The sequence below is a fragment of the Enterobacter genomosp. S genome (genome assembly GCF_001631805.1).
Taxonomy (GTDB): Bacteria; Pseudomonadota; Gammaproteobacteria; order Enterobacterales; family Enterobacteriaceae; genus Enterobacter; species Enterobacter quasihormaechei.
On sequence record NZ_LVVA01000018.1, the window covers coordinates 153,188 to 166,588 of the forward strand.

11 protein-coding genes and 1 riboswitch are annotated in these 13,401 nt (G+C 56.6%); of the genes, 9 read left to right on the forward strand and 2 right to left on the reverse strand.

The window, feature by feature from the left end:
- The first annotated feature begins 1 nt into the window (after position 1).
- A riboswitch (TPP riboswitch) is annotated at positions 2-102 on the forward strand.
- A 31-nt stretch (positions 103-133) separates the two neighbouring features.
- Genes thiB through thiQ form a run of 3 tightly spaced genes read left to right on the forward strand, consistent with a single transcriptional unit; the run spans position 134 to position 3,388 of the window.
- Positions 134-1,117 carry a thiamine ABC transporter substrate binding subunit gene (gene thiB / locus A3466_RS11645; protein WP_063450673.1) on the forward strand — a complete coding sequence of 328 codons (984 nt, stop codon included), beginning with the start codon at positions 134-136 and terminating at the stop codon, positions 1,115-1,117.
- On the forward strand, positions 1,093-2,703 hold the full coding sequence (gene thiP, locus A3466_RS11650; protein ID WP_063450674.1) for a thiamine/thiamine pyrophosphate ABC transporter permease ThiP: 1,611 nt from the start codon (positions 1,093-1,095) through the stop codon (positions 2,701-2,703). The genes thiB and thiP overlap by 25 nt, the downstream gene beginning before the upstream one ends.
- Positions 2,687-3,388 (forward strand): thiamine ABC transporter ATP-binding protein ThiQ, encoded by a 702-nt coding sequence (thiQ, locus tag A3466_RS11655; RefSeq protein ID WP_063450675.1) that lies wholly within the window; start codon positions 2,687-2,689, stop codon positions 3,386-3,388. Before thiP ends, thiQ begins: the two co-directional genes overlap by 17 nt.
- 43 nt (positions 3,389-3,431) lie before the next feature.
- Here thiQ and A3466_RS11660 read toward each other — a convergent pair whose 3' ends face one another.
- Positions 3,432-4,199, reverse strand: a complete 768-nt coding sequence (locus A3466_RS11660) for a DedA family protein (RefSeq protein ID WP_063450676.1) — start codon at positions 4,197-4,199, stop codon at positions 3,432-3,434.
- 128 nt (positions 4,200-4,327) lie between these two features.
- Positions 4,328-5,173, reverse strand: a complete 846-nt coding sequence (gene araC, locus A3466_RS11665; RefSeq protein WP_028015490.1) for an arabinose operon transcriptional regulator AraC — start codon at positions 5,171-5,173, stop codon at positions 4,328-4,330.
- 335 nt (positions 5,174-5,508) lie between these two features.
- Here araC and araB point away from each other — a divergent pair, with 335 nt between their 5' ends.
- From araB to polB, 6 genes are all read left to right on the forward strand, one after another.
- Positions 5,509-7,218, forward strand: coding sequence for a ribulokinase (araB, locus tag A3466_RS11670; protein ID WP_063450677.1), 1,710 nt, complete (start codon positions 5,509-5,511; stop codon positions 7,216-7,218).
- 10 nt (positions 7,219-7,228) lie between these two features.
- Positions 7,229-8,731 (forward strand): L-arabinose isomerase, encoded by a 1,503-nt coding sequence (araA, locus tag A3466_RS11675; protein ID WP_063450678.1) that lies wholly within the window; start codon positions 7,229-7,231, stop codon positions 8,729-8,731.
- 88 nt (positions 8,732-8,819) lie between these two features.
- Positions 8,820-9,515 carry an L-ribulose-5-phosphate 4-epimerase gene (araD, locus tag A3466_RS11680; protein WP_063450679.1) on the forward strand — a complete coding sequence of 232 codons (696 nt, stop codon included), beginning with the start codon at positions 8,820-8,822 and terminating at the stop codon, positions 9,513-9,515.
- A 137-nt stretch (positions 9,516-9,652) separates the two neighbouring features.
- Positions 9,653-10,504, forward strand: coding sequence for a hypothetical protein (locus tag A3466_RS11685; RefSeq protein WP_063450680.1), 852 nt, complete (start codon positions 9,653-9,655; stop codon positions 10,502-10,504).
- Between the two features lie 15 nt (positions 10,505-10,519).
- Positions 10,520-10,930, forward strand: a complete 411-nt coding sequence (locus A3466_RS23360) for a hypothetical protein (protein ID WP_131797715.1) — start codon at positions 10,520-10,522, stop codon at positions 10,928-10,930.
- 66 nt (positions 10,931-10,996) lie between these two features.
- Positions 10,997-13,354 carry a DNA polymerase II gene (gene polB / locus A3466_RS11695; protein WP_063450969.1) on the forward strand — a complete coding sequence of 786 codons (2,358 nt, stop codon included), beginning with the start codon at positions 10,997-10,999 and terminating at the stop codon, positions 13,352-13,354.
- Positions 13,355-13,401 lie beyond the last annotated feature (47 nt).

The following is a 13,401-nucleotide window of genomic DNA, read 5'->3' on the forward strand; positions in this document are numbered from 1 at the left end:
GCCGTTCTCAACGGGGTGCTGCATCACTGATGTGCGCTGAGATAATACCCGTCGAACCTGATCCGGATAACGCCGGCGAAGGGATTTGAGGCTGTTTCTCAAAATCCTTTGCCACTCAACCCTGAGGTGCAAAGTGTTAAAAAACGTTCTTCCTCTGCTGGCGCTGTTTGCGCTGCCTGTTTTTGCTAAGCCTGTTCTGACGGTCTATACCTACGACTCCTTCTCCGCCGACTGGGGCCCCGGCCCAGCGGTGAAAAAAGCCTTTGAAGCCGACTGCAACTGCGAGCTGAAGTTCGTGGCACTGGAAGATGGCGTGTCGCTGCTCAACCGTCTGCGCATGGAAGGCAAAAACAGCAAGGCCGACGTGGTGCTCGGGCTGGATAACAACCTGCTGGAAGCCGCCACGCAAACCAGACTGTTTGCCAAAAGCGGCGTAGCGGCAGATGCCGTCAACGTGCCGGGCGGCTGGAAAAACGACACCTTCGTTCCCTTCGATTACGGCTACTTTGCGTTCGTCTACGATAAAAACAAGCTGAAGAACCCGCCGAAGAGCCTGAAAGAGCTGGTCGAAAGCGACCAGAAATGGCGCGTGATTTATGAAGATCCGCGCACCAGCACGCCGGGCCTGGGGCTGCTGCTGTGGATGCAGAAAGTCTACGGCGACAAAACGCCGGAGGCGTGGCAGAAGCTGGCTGCGAAAACCGTTACGGTCACTAAAGGCTGGAGCGAAGCCTATGGCCTGTTCCTGAAAGGCGAAAGCGACCTGGTGCTGAGCTACACCACCTCTCCGGCCTACCACATTATTGCCGAGAAGAAAGATAACTACGCCGCCGCGAACTTTGCCGAAGGGCATTATCTCCAGGTGGAAGTGGCGGCGCGGACCGCTGCCAGCAAGCAGCCGGAACTGGCCGAAAAATTCCTGAAATTTATGGTCTCCCCGGCATTCCAGAACGCCATTCCGACGGGCAACTGGATGTACCCGGTTACCGACGCGGCGCTGCCGGCAGGCTTTGAGAAGCTGAACAAACCGCAGACCGCGCTGGAATTTACGCCGCAGCAGGTTGCCGCTCAGCGCGCCGCATGGATAAGCGAATGGCAACGCGCCGTCAGCCGCTGATCCCCGGCTGGTTAGTGCCCGGACTGATTGCCGCCATACTGATGGTGGTCGTCAGTCTGGGCGCGTTTCTCGCGCTGTGGTTCAACGCGCCAGAGAGCGATCTGCTCGCGCTCTGGCACGATAGCTATCTCTGGCACGTTATCCGTTTCTCCTTCTGGCAGGCGTTTCTCTCCGCGCTGCTGTCAGTCATCCCGGCCATTTTCCTTGCGCGTGCCCTCTATCGCAGACGTTTCCCCGGCAGGCTGGCCCTGCTGCGCCTGTGCGCCATGACGCTGATCCTGCCCGTGCTGGTGGCGGTGTTCGGGATTCTGAGCGTATACGGTCGCCAGGGCTGGCTGGCCTCCCTCTTCAACCTGCTTGGTCTGGAATGGACCTTCTCCCCTTACGGCCTGAAGGGCATTCTGCTGGCGCATATTTTTTTCAATATGCCGATGGCGACGCGCCTGTTTTTACAGGCGCTGGAGAACATTCCCGGCGAGCAGCGACAGATTGCCGCCCAGCTTGGCATGCGCGGCTGGTCGTTCTTCCGTTTTGTCGAATGGCCGTGGCTGCGACGCCAGATCGCCCCGGTTGCCGCGCTGATCTTTATGCTCTGCTTCGCCAGCTTTGCCACCGTCCTTTCGCTCGGCGGCGGGCCGCAGGCCACCACCATCGAGCTGGCGATCTATCAGGCGTTAAGCTACGACTACGATCCGGGGCGCGCCGCGTTGCTGGCGATCGTGCAGATGGTGTGCTGCCTGGCGCTGGTGTTACTCAGCCAGCGGCTGAGCAAAGCGATCCCCGCAGGAAGCAATAACCTTTCCGGCTGGCGCGATCCGCAGGACAGCATGCATAGCCGCATCTCGGACGTGATGCTGATCGCGCTGGCGCTCCTGCTTCTGCTGCCGCCGCTGCTGGCCGTGTTCGCCGATGGCCTCAACAGGAATGTGGTGTCGGTACTGCAACAGCCGGTCCTGTGGCAGGCCACGTGGACCTCGTTGCGCATCGCGCTGGCAGCCGGGCTCCTGTGCGTGATCCTGACCATGATGCTGCTCTGGAGCAGCCGCGAGCTGTACGCGCGCCATGCCCGCAAAGCCGGACACGCGCTGGAACTGACGGGTATGCTGATCCTGGCGATGCCGGGCATCGTGCTCGCGACCGGCTTTTTTTTACTGTTTAACAGCACCATCGGCCTGCCGGAAAGCGCCGATGGCATCGTCATTTTTACCAACGCCTTAATGGCCATCCCGTATGCGCTGAAGGTGCTGGAAAACCCGATGCGGGATGTTAACAGCCGGTACAGCGCCCTGTGTCAGTCCCTAGGCATTATGGGCTGGCGACGGCTGAAAGTGGTTGAACTACGCGCCCTGAAACGGCCGCTCGCCCAGGCGATGGCCTTCGCCTGCGTGCTGTCGATCGGGGATTTTGGCGTGGTGGCCCTCTTTGGCAACGAGGATTTCCGCACGCTGCCGTTCTGGCTTTATCAGCAAATTGGCTCCTACCGCAGCCAGGACGGTGCCGTCACGGCGCTGCTCCTGCTGCTGCTGTGCTTTGCCTTATTTACCGTTATCGAAAAACTTCCGGGGCGTGATGTTAAAACTGACTGATGTAACCTGGCTTTACGAGCACCTGCCCATGCGTTTTACCCTCTCCGTTCGTCAGGGAGAGCGAATTGCGGTGCTTGGCCCAAGCGGGGCCGGAAAAAGTACCCTCCTCAATTTGATTGCCGGTTTTTTGCAGCCTGCCAGCGGGTCGATCGTCATTGATAATGGCGAGTATACCTACGCTCCGCCGGCTAAACGCCCGGTGTCGATGCTGTTTCAGGAAAACAATCTGTTTAATCACCTTACGGTGTGGCAGAACATCGCGCTGGGAATCGATCCGGGGTTAAAACTCAATGCTGCGCAGCGTCAGAAGCTGGCGGCGATTGCCGAACAAATGGGCCTGTCCGCGTTGATTTCCAGACTGCCCTGCGAGCTTTCCGGCGGCCAGCGTCAGCGCGTGGCGCTGGCACGTTGTCTGGTGCGCGAACAGCCGCTGCTGCTGCTCGACGAACCCTTCTCGGCCCTTGATCCGGCCCTGCGTCAGGAGATGCTCTCGCTGGTTGAGGAGGTTTGCCAGCGCCAGCAGATCACAATGCTGATGGTCTCGCACAGCATTGAAGATGCCGCACGCATCGCGCCGCGATCGGTAGTGATCGCGGAGGGACGGATTTTGTGGGATGGAGAAACAGAAGAACTTCTGAGTGGTAACACGGGGGCGTCTTCATTGTTGGGCATTCGTGCGGTCTGACGCCCTCACCCTGGCCCTCTCCCACGGGGAGAGGGAAAACACCTTAACGGCTCACCACCTTCAGCAGGATTTCGCCGTACACCGGCATCAGCGGATGACGAATCAGCACGACCAGCGCTACCACCGCCACGCCCAGCGTCAGCGGGGCCAGCCAGAGCAGGCGCGTGCGCGGGAGATAGCGCGTCAGGCGATCGACGCTGGCTTTCGCGCTGCGCCATAGCCGCCAGCAGAGCCAGACCGCCAGCCACAGCAGTACCGCCGTTCCCAGCAGCAGCCATTTGAACTCACCGCTTTGCATACCGTCAGGGATATCAATAGCCGCGCCTGCCAGAATACCCGGCAGGAAGTAGAACGGCGGCCAGAAGACGCAGCCAATGATGTTCGGCACCACGAATTTCGCGACGGGCAGGTCCAGCATCCCGGCAACCATCGGCACCAGCGGACGCGTTGGGCCAACGAAGCGCCCCACGAGGATGGTGAACATGCTGTGCTGATGCAGCGCATGCTCGGTTTTATCCAGCAGCGCTTTGTTCTTTTTCATGAACGACCAGCGGTGCAGCGGCTTCTTAAAGCGCCAGCCCAGCCAGAAGGAGATCCAGTCCCCCAGCAAACAGCCGATAATCCCGGCCATCCACGCCTGCCAGAAATTGACCTCACCGCTGCCGATAAGCGCCCCAAGCCCCGCCATCATCACGGTGCCGGGCAGGATCAGCCCGACCAGCGCCAGCGATTCCAGAAACGCCACCAGCGCCACGGCGATGAGCGAATACATAACGGACTGGGTAATAAAATGTTCCAGCAATGCCTGCATAACTATTCCGGTCAGAAAACGAATCAGCGATTCTGCTTAGCGCCCTGCACCGCGTCAAGGCAACAATTGTCTGAATAGTTTACAGGGTGCTTTCTGAGTTCACCTGTATGTTTAGCTTTTTTTACCGATTATTCACATCCCGCGCGAAATTCACTGGGGCTGGCGCCGGTGCACTTCTTAAACACGCGAGAGAAATAGAGCTGATCTTCAAAGCCCACGTTACGTCCGACGGTGGCGATAGGCATTCGGGTGGTGCTGAGCAGCAGTTTCGCCTGGCTGATGCGCTGATCCTCACGCCAGCTGAGCACGCTCACGCCAAGCTGCTGGCGGAACAGGTGTGACAGGCGAGACGGCGAAAGACAGACGTGCTGGGCGACGCTTGCGATATCAAACTGGCTGTCGGCCAGATGGTCGCTGATGTACTGACAGGCATCACGGACGCGGTTATCCAGCGGCGGGTTAAGCGATTCGTTGATCGCCTCCATGCGGCGCAGCAGCACCTGCTCAAGCAGGTTGATTGCCAGCAGTTCGGCATAGCGCCCGCCAGCCTGCCCCGCCTCAATAATTTGTGCGAACAGCTCACGAAACTGCGCCAGATGCGCCTCATCCGGACGATAAAAACCGGTTTGCGCGAAAATAGCTGGCCATGAGAGCCACTCCTGCCAGTAGGCGCGCGGGCGGAAATAGACCCACTGGTGATACCACTCTTTGGCGTCCGGGTGACGCCCGTAGTGATGGATCTCCCCCGGCGGGAACAGCAGCATATCGCCCGGGCGGCAAACAAACTGCCGATCGCCGTTTTTGATCACCCCTTCACCACGTACGGTCAGGTTCAGAATATACCCTTTCATGCCGAGCGGTCGGTCGACGTAAAAATCGAGATATCCCTCGGCCTCAATTGGCGTCAGCCCCGCCACCAGATGGGCGTTAAATGAGTATCCCGGCAGCAGGGGATCGTTTTGCGGTTCGGCCATAGATTCAGTTCTCCAAAGGGTCCTGAAGGAAACCATTTGTCCATATCGATAAAAGCAGTATAAAAATGGCCCGCGAAAAGATCCAAAAAGCATCACGCCTCTTTTACGTCCGCCATGTTTCAGCCTTTTCCCCTGATTTTTCTGCCGACACGGGCAGAGAAGCAGTAACAAAAGTGTCTATAAGTGCGGCAGAAATGTCCACATTGAATATTTGCACGGCGTCACACTTTCCGTTGCTACAGCAATTTAGTCCATAAGATTAGCGGATCCTGCCTGACGATTTTTGTCCCCAGTCTCTAATGTTCTTCCATACCTGTTTCGGATGGAGCAACACCATGGCAATTGCAATTGGCCTCGATTTTGGCAGCGACTCGGTTCGCGCGCTGGCAGTGGACTGTACGACTGGCCAGGAGATAGCAACCAGCGTTGAGTGGTATCCGCGCTGGCAAGAGGGGCGCTATTGCGATGCGCCAAACAACCAGTTTCGTCACCACCCGCGCGATTACATTGAATCGATGGAAGCGGCGATCAAAACCGTGCTGGCTGAACTGACGGACGCCCAGCGGGCCGACGTCGTGGGGATTGGCGTCGACAGCACCGGTTCAACGCCAGCTCCGGTGGACGCTGAAGGCCGCGTGCTGGCGCTGCGCCCGGAGTTTGCCGACAACCCGAACGCCATGTTCGTGCTGTGGAAAGACCATACCGCCGTGGAAGAGGCGGAAGCCATCACCCGCTTATGCCATCAGCCGGGCAAAACCGACTACTCACGCTACATAGGCGGCATCTACTCCAGCGAATGGTTCTGGGCCAAAATCCTGCACGTTACCCGCGCGGACGCTTCGGTCGCCCAGGCCGCGGCATCATGGATTGAGCTGTGCGACTGGGTGCCCGCCCTGCTTTCCGGCACCACTCGCCCGCAGGATATCCGCCGTGGTCGCTGTAGCGCCGGGCATAAATCCCTGTGGCATGAAGGCTGGGGCGGTCTTCCTCCGGCAGCGTTCTTCGATGAGCTTGACCCGATCATCAACAAAAACCTGACATACCCGCTCTTTACCGACACCTTCACCGCCGATATTCCGGTCGGCACGCTCTGCGAAGAGTGGGCGACGCGTCTCGGTCTGCCGCAAAACATGACCATTTCCGGCGGCGCGTTCGACTGCCACATGGGCGCCGTGGGGGCGGGTGCGCAGCCTAACACGCTGGTGAAAGTGATTGGTACCTCCACCTGCGACATTCTGACGGCAGATAAGGCCAGCGTCGGCGACCGCGCGGTAAAAGGGATCTGCGGTCAGGTTGACGGCAGCGTGGTGCCGGACTTTATCGGCCTTGAAGCCGGTCAGTCCGCGTTTGGCGATATCTACGCCTGGTTTGGCCGCGTGCTCGGCTGGCCGCTGGATCAGCTGGCTGCCGCGCATCCTGAGCTGAAAGCGCAGATTATGGCGAGCAAAAAACAGCTTCTGCCGCAGCTCACCGAAGCCTGGGCAAAAAATCCGTCCCTCGACCACCTTCCGGTGGTGCTGGACTGGTTCAACGGTCGCCGCACGCCGTTCGCGAACCAGCGCCTGAAAGGGGTGATCACCGATCTCAACCTGGCAACCGACGCGCCCGCGCTATTCGGCGGCCTGATTGCCGCCACCGCGTTCGGCGCGCGCGCCATTATGGAGTGCTTCACCGAACAGGGCATCGACGTGAACAACGTGATGGCGCTGGGCGGTATCGCCCGTAAAAACCCGGTGATTATGCAGGCCTGCTGCGACGTGCTGAACCGGCCGCTGCAAATAGTGGCCTCCGATCAGTGCTGTGCGCTGGGCGCCGCGATTTTCGCCGCCGTGGCCGCAGGCGTGCATGCGGATATCCCGACTGCGCAACAGCATATGGCGAGCGCCGTCGAAAGTACGCTCCAGCCGCAGCCTCAGCAGGCACAACGCTTTGAACAGCTTTATCAGCGCTACCAGCAATGGGCAAAAAGCGCCGAACTTCACTATCTCCCTGTCGCCGCCCCGGCCAAAAGTACCGCGGACACTACGGCAACCCTGACACATTAAGGACACGATAATGACCATTTTTAATAATTATGAAGTGTGGTTTGTGATTGGCAGCCAGCATTTGTACGGGCCGGAAGCGTTGCAGCAGGTGACGAAACATGCGGAGCACGTTGTGAATGCCCTGAACGCGGAAGCCAAACTGCCGTGCAAACTGGTGCTAAAGCCGCTGGGGACGACGCCGGACGAAATCACCAACATCTGCCGCGATGCCAACTACGACGACAAATGCGCCGGTCTGGTGGTGTGGCTGCACACCTTCTCACCGGCCAAAATGTGGATCAACGGCCTGGCAATCCTCAACAAACCGCTGCTGCAATTCCACACTCAGTTCAATGCTTCCCTGCCGTGGGACAGCATCGACATGGACTTCATGAACCTGAACCAGACCGCGCATGGCGGCCGCGAGTTCGGCTTCATCGGCGCGCGCATGCGCCAGCAGCATGCCGTGGTGACCGGCCACTGGCAGGACGGCCAGGCACAACAACGCATTGGCTCCTGGATGCGTCAGGCGGTCTCTAAGCAGGACACCCGTCACCTGAAGGTGGTGCGTTTCGGCGACAACATGCGCGAAGTGGCGGTCACCGACGGTGACAAAGTGGCCGCGCAGATCAAGTTTGGCTTCTCCGTCAACACCTGGGCGGTGGGCGACCTGGTGCAGGTGGTGAATGACATCAGCGAGGGTGACGTTAACGCGCTGGTAGATGAATATGAAAGCAGCTACCGCCTGACGCCTGCGGCGCAAGTCAACGGCGATAAGCGCCAGAACGTGCTGGATGCCGCACGCATTGAGCTGGGCATGAAGCGTTTTCTGGAACAGGGCGGTTTCCACGCCTTTACCACTACATTTGAAGACCTGCACGGCCTGAAACAGCTGCCGGGTCTGGCAGTACAACGTCTGATGCAGCAGGGCTACGGCTTTGCGGGCGAAGGCGACTGGAAAACTGCCGCTCTGCTTCGCATCATGAAGGTGATGTCGACCGGTCTACAGGGCGGCACCTCCTTTATGGAGGACTACACCTACCACTTCGAGAACGGCAACGATCTGGTGCTCGGCTCGCACATGCTGGAAGTGTGTCCCTCTATCGCGGTTGAAGAGAAACCGATCCTTGACGTGCAGTACCTCGGCATTGGCGGCAAAGCGGATCCGGCCCGTCTTATCTTTAACACCCGTACCGGTCCGGCCATCAACGCCAGCCTGATCGACCTCGGCGACCGCTTCCGCCTGCTGGTGAACTGCGTCGATGCGGTTGAAACCCCGCACTCTCTGCCGAAGCTGCCGGTCGCCAACGCCTTGTGGAAAGCGCAGCCGGACCTGCCAACCGCGTCAGAGGCGTGGATCCTGGCGGGTGGCGCGCACCACACCGTCTTCAGCCACGCACTGGACCTGAACGATATGCGCCAGTTTGCCGAGCTGCACGATATCGAGCTGACCGTGATTGATAACGACACCCGTCTGCCAGCCTTTAAAGACGCGCTGCGCTGGAACGAAGTCTATTACGGTTCAAAACGCTAAGTACGCAATGCACGGTGGCACTGCGTTTACCGGGCCTACGATCCTGTAGGCCGGATAAGCGAAGCGCCATCCGGCACTGGAGACAACCATGTTAGAAGATCTCAAACGTCAGGTACTTGAAGCTAACCTGGCGCTGCCAAAACATAACCTGGTGACCCTGACCTGGGGCAACGTCAGCGCCGTTGACCGGGAAAAAGGGGTATTCGTGATCAAGCCTTCGGGCGTGGATTACACGGTGATGACCGCAGAGGATATGGTCGTGGTCAGCATCGAAACGGGTGAGGTGGTGGAAGGTAACAAAAAACCGTCGTCCGATACGCCCACCCACCGTCTGCTGTATCAGTCCTTCCCGACTATCGGCGGCATCGTGCATACCCATTCGCGCCATGCGACCATCTGGGCGCAGGCGGGCCAGTCCATTCCGGCCACCGGCACCACCCACGCGGACTACTTTTACGGCACCATTCCCTGCACGCGTCTGATGACCGATGCGGAAATTAACGGTGAGTACGAATGGGAAACGGGTAACGTGATTGTCGAAACCTTCGAAAAACAGGGAATCGACGCGGCGCAAATGCCCGGCGTGCTGGTGCACTCCCACGGCCCGTTTGCCTGGGGGAAAAATGCGGAAGACGCGGTGCATAACGCGATAGTGCTGGAGGAAATCGCCTACATGGGGATCTTCTGCCGCCAGCTGGCACCGCAGCTGCCGGATATGCAGCAAACCCTGCTTGATAAGCATTATCTTCGCAAGCACGGCGCGAAGGCGTACTACGGGCAATAATTATGGTAAAGATGTCTGAACATCAGGCATCTTTACCATTCATCAAATTAATTATTAATAATTGAAAGATAAAAACATGATATTTGCTCATCAACATTTCTTTTGTTACAACAACGTATCGAAAAGGAGATTGATAGATGAGCAACAGGAAAGATATTACTGACGGGGCATTCGCAACCACAAAAAAAAATGGCCTTATTTACACCCAAGAATTAGGATGGGTAGATTTAGGTCATGCCCAAGGGGATGATGCGGGAAGGTTAAAAAGCAAACTAGATCAAGAATGGCACTCGACATACTATAAAGAATTTAATGATTGGTATTTCCCGGTTTCCTATAATCAGGAAATGATAGCACGTAAAACCATTTTAGGCATGGATCTATCCTTTCATACAGGCGTCTTTACAAAAATTATGGTTCGCTCATGCCTTTCCCCATTTATGAAAGCAAGAGTCGCCTTGACATTAATGTATGGGACGGCAAAAAGATTCGAAGCATGGCAAAATTCCCTCCTCTTTCGCTGGTATACTGACAGCGGTTTTAGTGCGGAAGACTTACTTTCAGATTTAGTTGGTTTTTATCGTGTTTTTGGTTCTGGCCCCGATCCACTCTGGCTAGCAAAACCTGTGTCATATCAGACAGCAATTCAGATATGGGATGCAAGTGGTTCACCCGGACAGTTTAAGAACAGAAAATTTGCTCCTTATTTATTTCAAAAAAAGGTGCCCTTTAAATATGGCGAGCCTATTAAAAGAGAACTGCCTAAATGGATGAATTATATAAATCCATTAGACCACGCAAACTCAGGATTACTCTTTAATGAATATAAGAACAGCCGCATAAAAAGCTACTTTCGCAAAGACAATCAACTAAATCATGAACTTTACGGAACCATATCAATAAAAAACAGTAAAACTTACTCAACATCCCCTTTTGAAAGGCCATTATTTTTTCTACTAAATCCTCATACACCAGTAAGTCGTTGGTGAATCATGAAAAGATACATGTTTATTCTCGCAGTCTTGCTCCTGGCTCCTTTTTTATTTTTCTTTAGTGCTTTTACATTTAAATCTGGAGACCATCATTACAAACGTGATGATTTATTCTCATGGTGGCTCTATACCCCTAATGCGCTAAAAGACGCGCCACAATTATCAACAGATATGATGTTTAGCTATAGCTATGATATCGATCATCAAGAAACAATAGTAAGCATCCAATATAAAAACATAAAAGACATTACTAAGCAGGAACAAAAAATATTTAACTTCATTAATAAATTCAAAGGGATTAGCAAATATAACTGTGCATGGGTTTATAAAAACCATAACGATTACAGCAATGATTATCAACGCTATTGTGTATATAAAAAAGGCAACACTCTGGAACTTGAGTTTTTTGAAATCGCAAAATAAACGCTGTATAAAAACACAGCAAACCAGGCTATAATCAGGCCTGGTTTTGTTTTGTGGGATCGCAGCGTGGCACAGGCGCAAGAAGGCTTTTTACTGACCCGACACTGGCGGGATACCCCTCAGGGCACCGAGGTTGCGTTCTGGCTGGCGACGGATAACGGCCCGCTGCACGTTACCCTGCCGCCTCAGGAGTCCGTGGCGTTTATCCCTCAAGGCCACGTCGAGAAGGTAAAGCAGCTGCTGCGCGGTGAAAACGGCTGGCGCCTCACGCCTCTTGAGCTAAAAGATTTCCACCGTCAGCCGGTGTATGGCCTTTACTGCCGCGCCCATCGCCAGCTGATGCGCTACGAAAAGCTGCTGCGCGAAGCGGGCGTAACGCTCTACGAAGCGGACATTCGCCCGCCGGAACGTTTTCTGATGGAGCGGTTTATTACCGCGCCCGTCTGGGTAGACGGCGCGGAACAGAATGGCAGTCTCGTGAACGCGCGCCTTAAGCCTAACCCGAATTATCGCCCCCCGCTCAAGTGGGTCTCGCTGGACATCGAAACCACCCGCCACGGTGAACTGTACTGCATTGGCCTGGAAGGCTGCGGGCAGCGGGTAGTCTATATGCTCGGGCCACCGAACGGCGATGCGTCCGCGCTGGATTTTCAGCTTGAGTACGTCAGCAGCCGCCCGCAGCTGCTGGAGAAACTTAACCAGTGGTTTGCCGAGCACGATCCGGACGTGCTGATCGGCTGGAACGTCGTCCAGTTTGACCTGCGCGTGCTGCAAAAACATGCCGAACGTTACCGCATTCCCTTAATACTGGGACGCGGCAACAGTGAGCTGGAGTGGCGTGAGCATGGTTTCAAAAACGGCGTTTTCTTTGCCCTGGCCAATGGTCGCCTGATTCTCGACGGCATCGAGGCGCTAAAATCCGCCTTCTGGAACTTTTCGTCATTCTCCCTCGAAGCGGTCGCCCGGGAGCTGCTCGGCGAAGGGAAATCCATCGACAATCCCTGGGACAGAATGGACGAGATTGAGCGGCGCTTTAACCAGGATAAGCCGGCGCTCGCCACCTATAACCTGAAGGACTGTGAGCTGGTAACGCAGATTTTTCACAAAACCGAGATCATGCCGTTCCTGCTGGAGCGCGCAACGGTGAACGGCCTGGCGGTCGACAGGCACGGCGGCTCGGTAGCGGCCTTCAGCCACCTCTATTTCCCGCGGATGCACCGCGCGGGCTACGTCGCCCCTAACCTCGGTGACGTGCCGCCGCAGGCCAGCCCTGGCGGCTACGTGATGGACTCCCGCCCAGGACTGTATGACTCGGTTCTGGTGCTGGACTACAAAAGCCTGTACCCGTCAATTATCCGTACCTTCCTGATTGACCCGGTAGGGCTGGTGGAGGGGATGGCGCAGCCAGATGATGAACACAGCACTGAAGGTTTTCTTGGGGCACGCTTCTCGCGCGAAAAACACTGCCTGCCGGAAATCGTGGGAAACATCTGGCACGGCCGCGACGAGGCGAAACGCCACGGCAACAAACCGCTCTCGCAGGCGTTGAAAATCATTATGAACGCCTTTTACGGTGTGCTGGGTACCAGCGCCTGCCGCTTCTTTGATCCGCGTCTGGCGTCGTCTATCACCATGCGCGGGCACGAGATTATGCGCCAGACCAAAGCGCTGATTGAATCCCGGGGCTATGACGTCATTTATGGCGATACCGACTCCACCTTTGTCTGGCTGAAAGCCGCCCATTCGGAAGACGACGCCGCGCAAATCGGCAAAGATCTGGTCGCCTTTGTGAACGACTGGTGGCGCGAAACTTTGCAAAAAGAGCGGTTAACCAGCGCGTTAGAGCTGGAGTTTGAAACCCATTTCACCCGCTTTTTAATGCCAACCATTCGCGGAACCGACCAGGGCAGCAAGAAGCGCTACGCCGGGCTGATCCTGGAGGGTGAAAAGCAGAGAATGGTGTTTAAGGGGCTGGAGACGGTGCGCACTGACTGGACGCCGCTGGCCCAGCAGTTCCAGCAGACGCTCTACCTGCGGATCTTCCGCAACGAGCCCTATCAGGACTACATCCGCGAAACCATCGCCAGCCTGATGGCCGGCGAGCTGGATGACCGGCTGGTGTATCGCAAGCGCCTGCGCCGCCCGCTGGTGGAGTACCAGCGCAACGTCCCGCCCCACGTGCGCGCCGCGCGGCTGGCGGACGAAGAGAACGTTCGTCGGGGACGCGCGCCGCAGTATCAGAACCGGGGGACGATAAAATACGTCTGGACAACGAACGGACCGGAACCCGTTGATTATCAACAGTCGCCTCTCGATTACGATCACTACCTGACCCGCCAGCTTCAGCCGGTTGCGGAGGGAATTTTACCGTTCATCGACGACGACTTTGCTACACTAGTGACAGGACAACTTGGGCTATTTTGACGCGTGACGAAACCGTTGCCATCCAGTACCATAGCGCCCTTTCCATT

What these genes read in the sequence shown, in the direction of transcription:
- thiP (WP_063450674.1), top strand. Translation starts at nt 1,093, where the DNA reads ATGGCAACGCGCCGTCAGCCGCTGATCCCCGGCTGGTTAGTGCCCGGA.
- thiQ (WP_063450675.1), top strand. Translation starts at nt 2,687, where the DNA reads ATGTTAAAACTGACTGATGTAACCTGGCTTTACGAGCACCTGCCCATG.
- A3466_RS11660 (WP_063450676.1), bottom strand. Translation starts at nt 4,199, where the DNA reads ATGCAGGCATTGCTGGAACATTTTATTACCCAGTCCGTTATGTATTCG.
- araC (WP_028015490.1), bottom strand. Translation starts at nt 5,173, where the DNA reads ATGGCCGAACCGCAAAACGATCCCCTGCTGCCGGGATACTCATTTAAC.
- araB (WP_063450677.1), top strand. Translation starts at nt 5,509, where the DNA reads ATGGCAATTGCAATTGGCCTCGATTTTGGCAGCGACTCGGTTCGCGCG.
- araA (WP_063450678.1), top strand. Translation starts at nt 7,229, where the DNA reads ATGACCATTTTTAATAATTATGAAGTGTGGTTTGTGATTGGCAGCCAG.
- araD (WP_063450679.1), top strand. Translation starts at nt 8,820, where the DNA reads ATGTTAGAAGATCTCAAACGTCAGGTACTTGAAGCTAACCTGGCGCTG.
- A3466_RS11685 (WP_063450680.1), top strand. Translation starts at nt 9,653, where the DNA reads ATGAGCAACAGGAAAGATATTACTGACGGGGCATTCGCAACCACAAAA.
- A3466_RS23360 (WP_131797715.1), top strand. Translation starts at nt 10,520, where the DNA reads ATGTTTATTCTCGCAGTCTTGCTCCTGGCTCCTTTTTTATTTTTCTTT.